Source organism: Arthrobacter rhamnosi (genome assembly GCF_054510975.1).
This window is the reverse complement of the sequence record NZ_JBTNDN010000005.1, coordinates 149,930-163,753: the sequence shown is the minus strand read 5'-3', so window position 1 is coordinate 163,753 and position 13,824 is coordinate 149,930. Positions and strand designations below refer to the sequence as shown.

At 71.4% G+C, this 13,824-nt stretch carries 13 protein-coding genes and 1 tRNA gene; 9 read left to right on the top strand and 5 right to left on the bottom strand.

Translation table 11 applies throughout. The annotated features are described in order from the left end of the window. Positions 1–52: 52 nt before the first annotated feature. The 3 genes from ACX80J_RS12725 to bcp all read right to left on the bottom strand — a co-directional run bounded on the left by ACX80J_RS12725 (position 53) and on the right by bcp (position 2,761). Complete coding sequence (locus ACX80J_RS12725) at positions 53–1,765, bottom strand: ABC transporter substrate-binding protein (RefSeq protein ID WP_459348017.1); 1,713 nt, start codon at positions 1,763–1,765, stop codon at positions 53–55. Positions 1,766–2,103: 338 nt separating this feature from the next. Then, a tRNA-Leu gene (locus tag ACX80J_RS12720) sits at positions 2,104–2,188 on the bottom strand. A gap of 99 nt (positions 2,189–2,287) precedes the next feature. Further along, complete coding sequence (bcp, locus tag ACX80J_RS12715; protein WP_459343460.1) at positions 2,288–2,761, bottom strand: thioredoxin-dependent thiol peroxidase; 474 nt, start codon at positions 2,759–2,761, stop codon at positions 2,288–2,290. A 163-nt stretch (positions 2,762–2,924) separates the two neighbouring features. Between bcp and ACX80J_RS12710 the strand changes: the two genes are divergently transcribed. Then, positions 2,925–3,434, top strand: a complete 510-nt coding sequence (locus ACX80J_RS12710) for a MarR family winged helix-turn-helix transcriptional regulator (RefSeq protein WP_459343459.1) — start codon at positions 2,925–2,927, stop codon at positions 3,432–3,434. A gap of 228 nt (positions 3,435–3,662) precedes the next feature. Further along, positions 3,663–4,589: a sigma-70 family RNA polymerase sigma factor gene (locus tag ACX80J_RS12705; protein WP_459343458.1), complete on the top strand. Its 927-nt coding sequence runs from the start codon at positions 3,663–3,665 to the stop codon at positions 4,587–4,589. A 74-nt stretch (positions 4,590–4,663) separates the two neighbouring features. On the opposite strand, the gene ACX80J_RS12700 is transcribed toward ACX80J_RS12705, so the two are convergent. Next, entirely contained in the window at positions 4,664–5,704 is a 1,041-nt protein-coding gene (locus ACX80J_RS12700; RefSeq protein WP_459348016.1) for a glycosyltransferase family 9 protein, read from the bottom strand. 166 nt (positions 5,705–5,870) lie between these two features. Between ACX80J_RS12700 and ACX80J_RS12695 the strand changes: the two genes are divergently transcribed. The 7 genes from ACX80J_RS12695 to ACX80J_RS12665 all read left to right on the top strand — a co-directional run bounded on the left by ACX80J_RS12695 (position 5,871) and on the right by ACX80J_RS12665 (position 12,680). Further along, on the top strand, positions 5,871–6,416 hold the full coding sequence (locus ACX80J_RS12695) for a D-glycero-alpha-D-manno-heptose-1,7-bisphosphate 7-phosphatase (protein ID WP_459343456.1): 546 nt from the start codon (positions 5,871–5,873) through the stop codon (positions 6,414–6,416). Further along, positions 6,413–7,516 (top strand): glycosyltransferase family 9 protein, encoded by a 1,104-nt coding sequence (locus tag ACX80J_RS12690; RefSeq protein WP_459343455.1) that lies wholly within the window; start codon positions 6,413–6,415, stop codon positions 7,514–7,516. The genes ACX80J_RS12695 and ACX80J_RS12690 overlap by 4 nt, the downstream gene beginning before the upstream one ends. After that, a complete protein-coding gene (locus ACX80J_RS12685) occupies positions 7,513–8,514 on the top strand; it encodes a glycosyltransferase (RefSeq protein WP_459348015.1) in 1,002 nt (333 codons plus the stop codon). The genes ACX80J_RS12690 and ACX80J_RS12685 overlap by 4 nt, the downstream gene beginning before the upstream one ends. Beyond that, entirely contained in the window at positions 8,511–9,803 is a 1,293-nt protein-coding gene (locus ACX80J_RS12680; RefSeq protein ID WP_459348014.1) for a glycosyltransferase, read from the top strand. The genes ACX80J_RS12685 and ACX80J_RS12680 overlap by 4 nt, the downstream gene beginning before the upstream one ends. After that, positions 9,800–10,516 (top strand): D-sedoheptulose-7-phosphate isomerase, encoded by a 717-nt coding sequence (locus ACX80J_RS12675; protein WP_459348013.1) that lies wholly within the window; start codon positions 9,800–9,802, stop codon positions 10,514–10,516. Before ACX80J_RS12680 ends, ACX80J_RS12675 begins: the two co-directional genes overlap by 4 nt. Next, positions 10,513–11,880 carry a D-glycero-beta-D-manno-heptose 1-phosphate adenylyltransferase gene (gene rfaE2 / locus ACX80J_RS12670; RefSeq protein ID WP_459348012.1) on the top strand — a complete coding sequence of 456 codons (1,368 nt, stop codon included), beginning with the start codon at positions 10,513–10,515 and terminating at the stop codon, positions 11,878–11,880. The genes ACX80J_RS12675 and rfaE2 overlap by 4 nt, the downstream gene beginning before the upstream one ends. A gap of 62 nt (positions 11,881–11,942) precedes the next feature. Further along, positions 11,943–12,680 carry an SDR family oxidoreductase gene (locus tag ACX80J_RS12665; protein ID WP_459348011.1) on the top strand — a complete coding sequence of 246 codons (738 nt, stop codon included), beginning with the start codon at positions 11,943–11,945 and terminating at the stop codon, positions 12,678–12,680. Here ACX80J_RS12665 and ACX80J_RS12660 read toward each other — a convergent pair. After that, positions 12,646–13,800: a glycosyltransferase family 9 protein gene (locus tag ACX80J_RS12660; protein WP_459348010.1), complete on the bottom strand. Its 1,155-nt coding sequence runs from the start codon at positions 13,798–13,800 to the stop codon at positions 12,646–12,648. The two genes, ACX80J_RS12665 and ACX80J_RS12660, sit on opposite strands and share 35 nt — an antisense overlap. Between the last annotated feature and the right edge of the window lie 24 nt (positions 13,801–13,824).

The window sequence follows — 13,824 nt, the reverse complement described above, 5'->3', positions numbered from 1 at the left end:
TGGGAGTGACCTTACTTAAATCAGCGCGGCGTCCCCGGGCGTTGGTCCGGCGTCACTCCGAGGGGGCGGGCCGGGGCTCGACATCGGCGAGGTCGATCCGGTTGAAGACCTCGTTCATGACGGGGCTGACGGGGTAGGCCGTCACGCGCGCGCTCATCGCCAGCGCGGAGATCGGGAAGGCGAGCGGTACGGCGGGGATCCGGTCGGAGATCTGCGCACTGATGTCGCCATAGGCCGCCGTACGGTCCTCCCCGTTCGGCAGGCCCCGTGCCCGGTTGATCTTGCTGAACAGCTGGGGGTCCTCGTAGGCGAACTCGTCGTTGTAGCTGCCGAAGAGGGCGCCGACGAAGTTGTCAGGATCCTGGTACCCGCCACTCCAGCCGAGGAGGTGGAAGGCCCTGGCCCCGGACTCCTGGACCGTCGCCACATAGCCGTCGCTCCACTCGATCGGCACGGGCTTGATGTTGAACCCTGCTGCCGTCAGCTGGCGGCTCAGCTCGGCGTAGGCCTTCTCCGGCGACGGCAGGTAGGCGCGGGACACGTTGCGCGGGTAGTAGAAGGGGAGCTCCCGCCCGTCGTAGCCGGATTCGGCGAGCAGTTCCTGCGCGAGGTCGAGGTCGTAGTTGTAGTCCTCGACGGTGTCGTTGCTGACCCCGAGCTTCTCCGGGACGAACTGGCGCGCCGGCTTGGTCCCGTTCAGGAAGCGGCCGTCGATGAGCGCGTCCTTGTCGATGGCATGCGCCACGGCCTGGCGGAAGAGGATGTTGTCCACGCCGGGGAAGTCCTGGTTCATCCCCAGGTACAGCACCGAGTACGGGTCGCGCTGGAGGAACTGGAGTCCGTTGCGGGCCAGGTCGACGGCGCTGTCGACGGAGACGAAGTCGTAGCCGTCGATCCGCCCGGACGTCAGCGCCCGCGCCCTGGAATCGGGATTGGAGATGGTCGTGAACACCACCTTGTCGACCTCGCCCCGCTCACCCCAGTACCCTTCGACGAATTCGAGTTCCACGTTGCCCCGGGCCCAGGAGACGAGCCGGAACGGGCCCGTGCCCACGGGTGCCTGCCCGTAGCGGGAGACGGCCGCCCCGCCGCGCGAATCACTGAGGTCGTCCGCCGCCCCCGCCTCGAGTGCCGCAGGGGATGAGATGGCGAACGCCGGAGCCGCCAGCGCCGGGATGAGGCCGGTGATCCGCCCGTTCAGGCGGAGGAGCACGGTGTACTCCGCGGTCGCCGTGCATCCCTTGTACAGGCTGACGTCGGGCTGGTCCGAGAACGCCTTGAACACGCTCTCGAAGGGAAGGCGGGAGGTGCCGGAGCGGGCGCTCCGGGGCAGCGAGTACCAGCGGTCGAAGTTGGCGCACACCGCCTCCGCGTCGAACGGTTGGCCGTCGGAGAAGGCGACGTCGTCCCGCAGCGTGAATTCGTAGGCCCGGCCGCTGTCCTGTTCCTCCCACGACTCGGCCAGCAGCGCTGTCGGTTCCGACGTCAGCGGGTCGACGCCGACGAGGCCCTGCAGGATCTGCTGGGTCACGCGGTAGGACTCGGTGTCGTTGGCGAGCGCGGGGTCCAGCGTGCGGGGCTCGGCGGCAGTCCCGAAGGTGAAGGTCGAGGCGCCCGGCACGGTGGTGGCGGTCGCCGACGGCGGCGGTGGCGCGATCTCGGCCGGCGTGCAGGAGACGAGCGGCACCAGGGCCGCCAGCACCGCTGCCAGCGTTCCGCGGCGGCTGGCCCGTCCGCGGGTGCGGCGCGCGGCAGGGGTCTTCACAGGCTTCGATCTCCGAAAGGCAGGGGGATGCCCGGTCCTTCGGGAGCCGGGTGTCTGGAAAGCCCAAGTCTAGGCGATGGTCCTGTCCGCGCCACCCAGGAAGAGGGTGTATCAGCGCGGGGAACGGACCCCCTCGCCCGAGGGCGGGAGGGTCCGTCGGTGACCCCCGGCCCGGGTTAGAGGACCGGACCAGGGACATCGGTGGCGATCGTGTCGATGCCACAGGTAGTTCGGCCGCCGTGGAGAGTTGGATGGGTCGCGCATGAAAAAGCCCTGCCGGGCGCGGGCCCGGCAGGGCTGGTCCCCGGGGGCTTACGGCCCGGGTGCTCCTGGTTTCGTGGTGCGCAAGAGGGGACTTGAACCCCTACGTCCGAAGACACTGGAACCTAAATCCAGCGCGTCTGCCAATTCCGCCACTCGCGCTCGGATGCCGCCCGGCAGGAGGGCATCCTTCGGGTTTCACTCTAGCGCCAAAGGGGCACGGCCTCCGATCCCTACGGGTCGGTCCCTACTGGTGGGTCCCTACTGGTCGATCCCGAGGTCGCGACGCAGCTTCGCCACGTGCCCGGTGGCCCGCACGTTGTACTGCGCGAGGGCGACCTTCCCGTTCCCGTCCACGACGACCGTGGAGCGGATGAGCCCCTCGTAGGTCTTGCCGTAGTTCTGCTTCTCGCCCCAGGCTCCGTAGGTCTCCGCGACCGCGTGGTCCTCGTCGGACAGGAGCGGGAAGTTCAGCGACTCGTTGCCGGCGAAGGCTGCCAGCTTGTCCACCGGGTCCGGTGAGATCCCGAGGACGCGGTAGCCCGCGGCGCCGAGCGAGGCCAGGTTGTCACGGAAGTCGCAGGCCTGTGTGGTGCATCCGGGCGTTGCCGCCGCAGGGTAGAAGTACACGACGACGTTGCTGCCCCGGAAGGAGGACAACGTCACCTCGTTGCCCTGGGCGTCGTTAAGCGTAAAGTCGGGGGCACTGTCACCTGTGGCTAGTCGTTGCGACATGGATACTCCTGAGGATTCGGACGGGCGTGAGGAGCCCGCCTCCCGGCAGGGTCCCCCTCGCGCTGACCGGAGGAATTGACTAGTCAGCCTAGATATCATAGGTGGAAGATCCGACGCCGACGGCGGCCGCCGGTCTCGCAAGCGAGAGGAAGTGCACTGTCCTATGCCCAATCTGGAGCAATGGCCCACCGGCCGACTGCTGACGACGGCCGCGCGCCTGGTGGAGCACGCCTGGAACGAGCGGTTGGTGGACATCGGCGTGACCCATGCGGGCGTGATCGCGCTGGGAGTCCTCGCCGACCAGGGGGCCATGACGCAGGCGGGCCTCGCCCAGATCGTGCGGGTCCAGGCGCAGACGATGGGCAAGACCCTCGCGCGCCTCGAGTCCAGGGGGCACGTGACACGGGTGCGCAACGACCTCGACCGACGCTCCCACCTGGTGTCCATCTCGCCGGCCGGGCGGGAAGTCCTCGATGCCGCGGACGACATCGAACGCACCCTGGTGGCGGGCGGCGGACTCGTCTCCGAGGAACTGCGGAGCCATCTCCAGGCGGTCATCCGTGAACTCGGGGCCCCACGCTGGAACCCGGCGCAGGCGACCGGCACGGCCGATGCCGACCTGCCCCTCGGGGAGCCGGGAGCGGCAGGACCCGCTGCGACCGTCGTCGGCTAGTTTTTCCGTTGCGCTGCTGGTGGGCGTCCGGTCGAAGCCCCTTGCCTACGGCGAGGGGCTCTTGCATGTCCTGACCCTCCCTTGACCGGGGAGCCGCTTTGTACAGGAGCGGCAGGGAAAGGGGAAGACCCCGACGCAAAAAGCTCCGGAGCAGAAGAGGGGTTGCGTACTAAGCAAGCTGATGTTTTGTTGGGAGACGTGAGTGCCCGACGCTTGATGGAGAACAGCATGCAGAGTACGGCCGCCCCCGTGGTGCCCGGCGAATCCCTTGCGGGGTACGTCGCCGACCAGAACGACGTCGAGCCGAACGACGCCGGACAGGACGAGCGCGACGACGTCGAGCAGGACGACCGGGACGACGTCGGACCGAACGGCCTCGACGACGCCGATCGCACCGGCGGCGAGGGAGCCGGCCGCACGTACCCCGAGCGTCCCCTCAAGGCGGCACTGCAGGACGACATCGCCCTGCGGCACATGGATATCGCAGAATCGGTGGCGCGGTCCTTCGCGGCGTCGGGGCCGGAGGCCTCCGACATTCGACAGGTCGCCTACCTCGGACTCATCAAGGCCGTGCAGCGTTTCAACCCGGCACGGGGCGTCCCCTTCGCCTCCTTCGCCGTCCCGACGATCAACGGCGAGATCAAGCGGTACCTGCGGGATTCGTGCTGGGTGGTCCGGCCGCCGCGGGAGGTCCAGGACCTGCGCACGGAGATCGCCCGGGCCGCACCCGCCATGGCCCAGAGGCTCGGCCGTGAGGCGACGGCCCGCGAACTCGGGCTGGAGCTCGGCTGGCCGGAGGAGAAGATCCGCGAGGCGCAGGCGTCCCATTCGAGCCTGCGGCCCGACTCCCTCGATGCGCCCTTCGAGGGACGCAGCTGGGCGGACACGCTGGCCACCGACTACAACGGCATGGAACGCAGCGACGACCTGATCTCCCTGCGCAGTGCCGTCAACGAACTCGACAGCAGCGAGAAGGAACTCCTCTACCGCCGCTACTTCATGGAGCAGACCCAGCAGTGCATCGGCGACGAGCTCGGGATGTCCCAGATGCAGGTCTCCAGGACCCTCGCACGGATCCTCGTCAAGCTGCAGAAGAGGCTCCTCGGCGCTCCTGCCGCCCAGGACCAGCGGGCGGCAGGACGCAGGATCGCCTGACCGGGCCCGGACCGGCCTGACCTCCAGGGGAGGAGCCCGACTGCGGGCGGACGGGCCTCCCCGGAGGACCGGACCTAGGAGATGCCGTGGTCCGCCGCGGCTGCCAGCACCTGTTCGACCGTCACGGCCAGCAGGGCGGGGTCAGGCATGGGGGAGAAGGTCTCACCGAGGCGGAGGGACTCATCGGTCAGGACCGTGTGGGGTCCGGGCGGCGGCCCCCACGACGACACCGGCGCGGGCCCGAACAGGATGACCGACGGCCGCGCGTAGGCCGACGCGAGGTGGGCGGCGCCCGTGTCCGCGGAGATCACGAGGGACGCGCCCGCGATCAGCCGGGCGAAGCGGTCCAGCGGGAGCGTGCCGGCGGCGACCGTGTCCTCGGGAAGCCCGGCTGCGTCCGCGACGGCGAGGGCGCGCGGCCGCTCCTTCTCGCTGCCCGTGAAGACCACCTGATGGCCTGAGGCGGCCAGGGTGCGGGCCACGTCGGCGAACCGCTCGACCGGCCAGAGCCGGCTGCCGTACGCCGCCCCGACATGCACGACGACGGCGTCGGGGGCGGGGCTCTCGCCGTCGGGTACCCGGAGGCGGCAGTCCAGTGGATCTGCCGGGACGCCGTGCCAGCCGACGAGCGAGGCCCAGCGCTTCCGCTCGAGTGCGTCGTTGTCCCACGCGGGCCCGTCCCAGCCCGGGGCTCGATGGCCCATCAGGCGCTTCGCGCCGATCTCCTCGAGGCGTCCCCGGCTTTCCGGTCCGTTGCCGTGGAGGTTCACGGCCAGATCGATCCGCCCGTGCTCGATGGGCAGGGGGTCGTCGAGCCCGTGCGTGGGCAGCAGGTCGTCGACGGCATCCGTGAGGGCGACGATGGGGCGGAGCCATTCCTGCGCGGCGTAGAAGATCCGGTGGTCGGGGAATGCGCGGCGCAGCCCCCGGAGGGCGGGTACGGCGACGAGCAGGTCGCCGAGTTTCAGGGCGCGGAGGGCCAGGATCTCGGGACGCCCGTCGGGTGGAGGAGTCGTGCTGGGGATGGCACGGGGAGCGGGATCGGCGGCGGGGTGCCGGTGCGGTGCCTGGGATGCGTGGTGGGCGCTCGCGGCGCTGGTGCCCTCGGAAGTCATGCGAATTATCCTGCCAGAGGATCGGCGGGCGTCCGTCGTCGTGCGCCGGCGCGGGGCCGGGACCGCGGTTTGAAAGTAGCCGCGGGAGGAGGGGCAGGAGGAGGAGCAGGAGAAGAAGTTCGGCAGAAAGTGTTTAGTACTGCTTTTTCCCGGGAACTAAGCCTGTATGAACACTTCGGCCGGACGATCCCAGACAGCCCCCCGGGCGGTCCTGTTCGACCGCGACGGGACCATCGTGGTCGACGTCCCGTACAACGGGAACCCAGCGCTCGTACGGCCCATGCCGGGGGCGCGTGAGGTCCTCGACGGCCTGCGCTCGCGGGGCATCCCCGTGGGGGTCGTCACCAACCAGTCGGGCATCGCGCGGGGCTTCGTCACGCGGGAGCAGGTGGATGCCGTCAACGCCCGGGTGGAGGAACTGCTGGGCCCCTTCGACGTCTGGGAGGTCTGCCCGCACGGGGCGTCCGACGGGTGCGCCTGCCGCAAGCCCGGTCCCGGCATGGTCCTCTCCGCCAGTGCGCGCCTCGGCCTCGACCCGTCCGACGTCGCCGTCGTGGGGGATATCGGTGCGGACATGGGTGCTGCCGCGGCCGCCGGGGCCCGCGGGGTGCTGGTCCCGACCGACATCACGCTCGAGGAGGAGATCCTCTCGGCCCCGGTTGTCGCCCGCGATCTCGCCCATGCCGTCGAGTCCCTGGGGGTGACGCCATGAGGCGGCGCGTGCTCGTGGCCCGGCTCGACAGCGCCGGCGACGTGCTCCTCGCCGGTCCGGCCGTCCGCGCGATCGCCGCAGGGGACCACGGGGACTCCCCGAACGACGTCGTCATGCTGTGCGGGCCGCAGGGGGCCGCGGCCGCCCGGCTCCTGCCCGGCGTCGTCGACGTTCTCACCTGGGCCGCGCCCTGGATCGTGGATCCCCCGCCCGAGGCCACTCCCGAACTCGTCGGGGAACTGCAGGAGGCGGTGCTGGCCCTGGACGTTGACGAGGCCGTTCTCCTGACCTCGTTCCACCAGTCGCCGCTGCCGCTCGCACTGCTCCTCCGGTTGGCCGGCGTCCGGCGGATCGCCGGTGCGTCCGTCGACTACCCGGGCTCGCTCCTGGACGTGCGGCTCAAGCCCGGTGAGGATTTCCCGGAGGACCAGCCGGAGGCCGAGCGCGCGCTGGGCATCGCGGAAGCCGCGGGCTACGCCCTGCCGCCCGGCGACGACGGCAGGCTCCAGGTCACCAACCTCACCGATGCGTCGGACCTCGTGGGACGGGGGCCCTACGTCGTCGTGCATCCCGGGGCGTCCGTGCCCGCTCGCGCCTGGCCGCCGCTGCACCACGCGGCCGCCGTCGAACTCCTGACGGCGGCCGGATTCCGCGTCGTCGTCACGGGCGGACCGAACGAGACCGACCTGACCTCCACCGTCGCCGGACCCGAGGCCCTGGACCTCGGCGGACGGACCGACCTCGCCGCGCTGGGTTCCGTCCTCGCCGGAGCGTCCGTCGTCGTCACCGGGAACACCGGTCCCGCGCACCTGGCGGCCGCCGTCGGCACCCCCGTAGTCTGCCTCTTCTCGCCCGTCGTCCCGGCGATCCGCTGGGCCCCCTACCGCGTGCCCGTCGAGCTGCTGGGGGACCAGCAGGCAGCGTGTGCGCTCAGCCGGGCCCGCATCTGCCCCGTCCAGGGCCACCCGTGCCTGTCCGACGTCTCCCCGGAGGACGTCGTCGACGCCGTCCTCCGACTCAGTTCCGGAATATCGTCACTCGGCTCGCGCCGCAGTATCGGCCGAACAGAAGGCCGCAGAACAACGAGGGGAAACCGATGAGGATCCTGTTATGGCACGTCCACGGAGGGTGGACCGACGCCTTCGTGAGGGGTGCACACACCTATGTGCTGCCGACCACCCCCGACGGCGGCGCGTGGGGCCTCGGCCGTGCCGGCCGCGACTGGCCGGCGTCCGTCATCGAGGTAGCGCCCTCCGACCTCCGGGATGCCGACATCGACGTCGTGGTCCTGCAGCGGGTCGAGGAGATCGCCGAGTGCGAGCGGCTCCTCGGGCGCACGCCGGGGCGGGACCTCCCGGCCGTCTTCCTCGAGCACAACACCCCGCGTCGCGACATCGTCGGCACCGTGCACCCGCTCGCCGGGCAGACCGACATCCCCGTCGTCCATGTCACCCACTTCAACGAACTCTTCTGGGACAACGGCTCCGCGAGGACCCGGGTCATCGAGCACGGCATCGTCGACCCGGGGTACCTCTACACCGGGGAGCTCGAGCAGCTCGCCGTCGTCATCAATGAGCCCGTCCGCCGCGGACGCATCACCGGCACGGACCTCCTTCCGCGGTTCGCGGGCGTCGCCCCGCTGGAGGTCTTCGGCATGGGCACGGACAAGCTTGCCGACACGCTCGACCTCGGCCCCGGGGAGCTGCGCATCGGCGGAGACCTTCCCATGGCTGCACTGCACGCCCGGCTCGGACGCTCCCGGGCCTACGTCCACCCCCTGCGCTGGACCTCCCTCGGGCTCTCCCTCCTGGAAGCCATGCACGTGGGGCTCCCCGTGCTGGCGCTCGCGACGACGGAGGCGGCACGCGCGGTGCCCCCCGAAGCCGGAGCCGTCTCGACCAGCGTCGACGACCTCGTGCGGATGGCGGCGCGCCTGATCGAGGACCCGGACGAAGCCCGGACACGGGGACTGGCTGCCCGGGAGGCGGCACTCGCACGGTACGGGCTCGCCCGGTTCCTCGCCGACTGGGACGACGTCCTGGAGCAGGAGCCGACGCGGCACCCGGTCCTGGCGGTAACAGAAAGGAAAGCGCAGTGAGGATATCGATGGTGTCTGAGCATGCAAGCCCACTCGCGGCGTTGGGGGGCGTGGATGCCGGTGGGCAGAACGTCCATGTGGCCGAACTGTCCCTCGCGCTGGCCCGCCGGGGACACGAGGTCACGGTGTACACGCGCCGGGACGACCCGGCCCTGCCCGACCGCGTGCGGACCGACCCGAGGCTGGAGGTCGTGCACATCACCGCGGGACCCGTGCGCAGCGTCCCGAAGGACATGCTGCTGCCCTACATGGGCGAGCTCGCCGCCGGCATCGTGGAGGACTGGGGCACCGAGCCGCCGGACATCGTGCACGGGCACTTCTGGATGTCGGGACTCGCCGCGCTCGATGCCGCCGGACAGTCACGGACCGCCGGGCGGCCGGTGCAGGTCGTCCAGACCTTCCACGCACTCGGAACGGTCAAGCGCCGTCACCAGGGCGGCGAGGACACCAGCCCGTCCGAGCGCCTCATGCTCGAGACCATGGTGGGCCGGAGCGCCGACCGCATCGTCGCGACCTGCTCGGACGAGGTCTTCGAGCTCAAGGCCATGGGCGTCCCGGGCAGCCGGGTGTCGATCGCCCCCTGCGGCGTGGACCTCGACCTGTTCACGCCGCGCGGCCCGGTGGAGGAGCGCGGACGCGCCCACCGGATCGTGAGCGTGGGCCGCCTCGTGCCCCGCAAGGGCATGGACCTCGCGATCCGCGCCCTGCGCGAGCTCGCCGACATGGGGCGCGACGACGTCGAACTCGTCATCGTGGGCGGCGCGGGCAACTCCACCGGGCTCGAGGACGATCCCGAGGCGCAGCGGCTCCGCGCACTGGCGGTCGACCTCGGCATCGGTGACAGGGTTATCCTCCGCGGCCAGATGTCACGTGCCGAGATGCCCGCGGTCCTTCGGAGCGCCGACGCCGTCGTCTGCGCGCCCTGGTACGAGCCGTTCGGCATCGTCCCCCTCGAGGCGATGGCCTGCGGGGTGCCCGTGATCGCCGCGGCCGTCGGCGGGCTCGTGGACACGGTGGTGGACGGCAAGACCGGGCTCCACGTCCCCCCGCAGGACCCGGCGGCCATCGCGGCGGCCATCGCCGATATCGTCGCCGATCCCGAGTGGGCTCGCGAACTCGGCGACAACGGCTACCGCCGCGTCAGGGCCCGCTACTCCTGGAGCCGCATCGCGGCCGACACCGAGAAGGCCTACCAGACGGCACTGGGCGCGGCAGCGCCCGCACAACCGGCAACAGCGCGGCGCAGTGCCGCGCGTCGACTCGAAAGCACGGGAGGCAGGGCACTGTGACCACGCATTTCTCCGACGTATTCCCGGATACGCGCACCGCGGCACCGGCCGCGACACCGACGATCGCACCGGCAGTTACGGCCCTCGATCCGGGCGGCCCGGACACCAGGGCCGACCAGGTGCGGGCCGATTCGCACCGGATCGTCCGTGAGCACCTGCGCGCTGTCGCACCGGCGGTCGAGTCCCTCCTCGGCAGCACCGCCACCCTGGCGGCCTGGGGCGTGGAGATGGCGGACCGCCTCCTGGCCGGCCAGCGCCTCCTCGCAGCGGGCAACGGCGGCTCGGCCGCCGAGGCGCAGCACCTGACCGCCGAGCTCGTGGGCCGGTTCGACGGCGAACGCGAGCCGTTCTCCGCGATCTCGCTCCACGCGGAGAGCTCCGCGGTGACGGCGATCGCCAACGACTACGGCTTCGACCGGATGTTCGCCCGCCAGGTGAGCGCCCACGGCCGTCCGGGGGACATCCTCATGCTCCTGAGCACGAGCGGCAAGAGCCCCAATCTGCTCCATGCGGTGGAGGCCGCACGTGCGGCCGGTATCACCACCTGGGCGCTCACCGGTGTGGGTCCCAATCCGCTGACCGAGTGCGTGGACGACTACGTGGCGGTCGACGCGCAGTCCGCCAATGCCCAGGAGGGCCACCTGATCGCCCTCCACGCCATCTGCCGTGCCTTCGACGCCGAGGTGCGCCGCCGGCGGGAGGAGCAGCGATGAGGATCGTGGTGGTCGGAGACGTACTGCTGGACACGGACCTGTCCGGTGGCGCCGGGCGGCTCTCGCCCGACGCCCCCGTGCCCGTCGTCGACGTCGACGCGGTCCAGCGCCGCGCGGGCGGAGCGGGCCTGGTGGCCCGCATGCTGCAGGCCGACGGGCACGACGCCGTCCTGGTCACCGTCCTCGGTGAGGACGACGCCGCCGGGCTGCTGCGCGCCGAACTCGACGGGATCACCGTCGTCGCCGGCCCCTCGGGCGCGCCCACCCCCGTGAAGACGCGCGTGCGCGCCTCCGGGCAGCCCGTGGTGCGCTTCGACGAGGGGTGCGCGAAGCCGCCCGTCCCGGGCTGCGCAGCGGACATGCTCTCGGCACTTGAGGGAGCCGACGCGATCATCGCCGCTGACTACGGCCGCGGGCTGCTCGCGAACGAGGACCTGCGTGCCCGCCTCGAGGCGCTCTCCGCCTCCATCCCCGTGGTCTGGGACCCCCATCCCGCCGGAGCGCAGCCCGTCCCGGGTGTCGCTGCCGTGACCCCGAACATCGGCGAGGCCCTCCGCTTCGCGGACGTCCAGGGTTCGGGGACCTCCGCGGCCGCCGCGGCTGCAGAGGTGCTGATCGGCACCTGGCAGAGCAAGGCCGTCCTCGTCACGATGGGGGAGCACGGGGCGCTCGTCGCCGCAGCCGGCCTCCTGCCCCAGGTGGTACCGGCGCCACGCGTGAGTGCCTCCGACCCCTGCGGGGCCGGTGACCGCTTCGCCTCCGCGCTCGCCGTCGGACTGGCGCAGGGAGCTCCGATCGACGCCGCGGCGCAGCAGGCGACCGAGGCCGCCGCGCACTTCCTGGCGTCCGGAGGCGTGGGCGCCATGGGCAGGAGCCGGGACGAGACGCCCGAGCAGCTGCCCGTCGACGGCCTCGACGCCCTCAACGTCGTCCGCCGGACACGGGAATCAGGAGGGACGGTGGTGGCGACCGGCGGGTGCTTCGACCTCCTGCACGCGGGCCACGCCCGCACGCTCGCTGCCGCCCGGCGCCTCGGCGACTGCCTCATCGTCTGCCTCAACTCGGACGAGTCGGTGCGCGGGCTGAAGGGCGAGGACCGGCCGATCATCCGGCAGGAGGACCGCGCCGAGCTGCTGTCCGCCCTCGAATGCGTCGACGCGGTGCTCATCTTCAGCGAGTCCACCCCCGAGAACGCCATCTCGCGCCTGCAGCCCGACATCTGGGTCAAGGGCGGCGACTACGCCGCGGAGGACCTGCCCGAGGCCGCCCTCGTCAGCAGCTGGGGCGGCAGGACGGTCACCGTCCCCTACATCCCGGCCCGCTCCACCACGAAACTTGCAGCCGCGCTCGCCCGCGTCGGCTGACGGGCTGCAGATCCGCGCCCGGTCCATGTCGTCGACCGGGTGCACGCAACGAAAGGAACAGCATGACTGAGAATGCATCAACCACCGCAGGAACCGCCGCAGGAACCGGGAGCTCCAACCCCGGGCGGGTCCTGGTGACCGGCGGAGGCTCGGGCCTCGGCGCTGCCATCGTGCAGGGCGTCATCGCCGCGGGAGGCACCCCGGTGGTGCTCGACCGCGACATCAGCCGCGTGACGGGCGTCAAGGCCTTCGAGGTCGACGTGGCGGATCGTGAGGAGGTCGAGGCGGCAGTCCAGGAGGCCGCGGAGATGATGGACGGCCTGGACGCCGTCGTCACCGCGGCCGGCATCGACCGGTGCGGCGCCCTCGACACGGTGCCTGCCGAGCAGTGGGAGAAGGTGATCGGGGTGAACCTCATGGGGACCGCGTCGACCGCCCGCGCCGCCCTGCCGTACCTCAAGAAGACCCACGGCCGTGTGGTCACGATCGCCTCGACGCTGGGCATCAAGGCCGTCGGCGACGCGACGGCCTACTGCGCCTCCAAGTTCGGCGTCATGGGGTTCTCCCAGGCACTGGCCGCGGAGACCGCCGGCCAGATCGGCGTCACGACGATCATCCCCGGCGGCATGAAGACCCGCTTCTTCGACGACCGCGACGAGCAGTACAAGCCGCAGGACGATTCACGGCTGAACGACCCGGAGCGCGTCGCCGAGGCGATCCTCTTCGCGCTGTCGCAGCCCAAGAGCTGCGAGATCCGCGAAATGGTCATCGCCCACGCAGAAGAAGGCTCGTGGCCCTGAGTTCCGCCACGTCCGCGTAGACGGCGTCGGGCTGGACGGCCGCAACGAGCGAGTCATCGTGCTCGCACCGTTCGGCGGTCCAGCCCACCTGCCGGACGTCCACCCCGCACACGGGGCACGAGGCCACCCAGGAGAAATGCACGCGGTGGAGCGATCGTCCCATCGCTCCCGCATTGATCACGTTGCCGATCCAGTAGACGCCGACGGTCGGCGTGCCGACCGCCTGGGCCAGGTGCCGCGGCCCGCTGTCATTGCCGACCATGACCGCGCTGCGGTCGAGCACCCCCGTCAGCTCGCCGAGCGTCAGCTGCCCGGCCAGGGAACGGACGTTCGCCGTCGGGTCGCGATCGAGCGCCAGGCGCACGATCTCCTCCGCCGTCGGGACATCCGTGGCATCCCCGACCACCAGCACCTCGCAATCATCCGCCGCTGCCCTCACGGCGACCTCCGCGAAGGACGACGACGGCCACCTCCGGCGCGGGTCCGTGGCTCCGGGGTGGAGCGCTATCACGGCGCCGCCCCCGGTCAGTGCGGCCGCGCGTTCGGCCTCCTCCGGCAGGACCTGGACCCGCGGCTCCAGGTCGACGGGTGTCGCGCCGGCCAGGCCCACCACCTCGAGGGCGCGGAACACCTCGTGCTGGTAATACACGTACGGGATGGTCCGTTCGAGTTCCGCGGCGTCGGGCGTGCGTGTCCCGATCGTGTGCCGGGCTTCCAGGCGCAGCAGGAAGGGATTCGAGTTGCGCCCACCACCATGGAGCTGGACGGCGAGATCGAAGGACCCGCGGATCCCGTCGAAGAACCGGTCGACGGCATCGGGGTCCTCATCGCCCGGCCGTACACCGGGAGAGGACGGAAGTTGCAGGACGGCGGACACGGGCCCCGGCCTGCCCTCGAGCAGGGCGGCGTGGCCGGGCATGCCGAGGAGAGTGATCTCGGCATCCCGGTACCGGTTCTTGAGGGCCGCGATGGCCGGCATGGCGAACATGAGGTCGCCGAGTCCGCCGCCCCGCAGGACGGCGATCCGCCGGATGTCCGTGAACGGGGCGAGCACGGGCCCGACGGCCCGCGCCGTGTCCTGCCGCCCGCCGAAGTCCGCCGTCGTGTCCTGCTGTGTCACGTATGTCCCCGTTCCTGTGCCTGA

Coding starts and splice junctions, on each gene's coding strand:
- ACX80J_RS12685 (WP_459348015.1), top strand. CDS start 7,513: ATGAGGATCCTGTTATGGCACGTCCACGGAGGGTGGACCGACGCCTTC.
- bcp (WP_459343460.1), bottom strand. CDS start 2,761: ATGTCGCAACGACTAGCCACAGGTGACAGTGCCCCCGACTTTACGCTT.
- ACX80J_RS12665 (WP_459348011.1), top strand. CDS start 11,943: ATGACTGAGAATGCATCAACCACCGCAGGAACCGCCGCAGGAACCGGG.
- ACX80J_RS12690 (WP_459343455.1), top strand. CDS start 6,413: ATGAGGCGGCGCGTGCTCGTGGCCCGGCTCGACAGCGCCGGCGACGTG.
- ACX80J_RS12700 (WP_459348016.1), bottom strand. CDS start 5,704: ATGACTTCCGAGGGCACCAGCGCCGCGAGCGCCCACCACGCATCCCAG.
- ACX80J_RS12695 (WP_459343456.1), top strand. CDS start 5,871: ATGAACACTTCGGCCGGACGATCCCAGACAGCCCCCCGGGCGGTCCTG.
- rfaE2 (WP_459348012.1), top strand. CDS start 10,513: ATGAGGATCGTGGTGGTCGGAGACGTACTGCTGGACACGGACCTGTCC.
- ACX80J_RS12705 (WP_459343458.1), top strand. CDS start 3,663: ATGCAGAGTACGGCCGCCCCCGTGGTGCCCGGCGAATCCCTTGCGGGG.
- ACX80J_RS12710 (WP_459343459.1), top strand. CDS start 2,925: ATGCCCAATCTGGAGCAATGGCCCACCGGCCGACTGCTGACGACGGCC.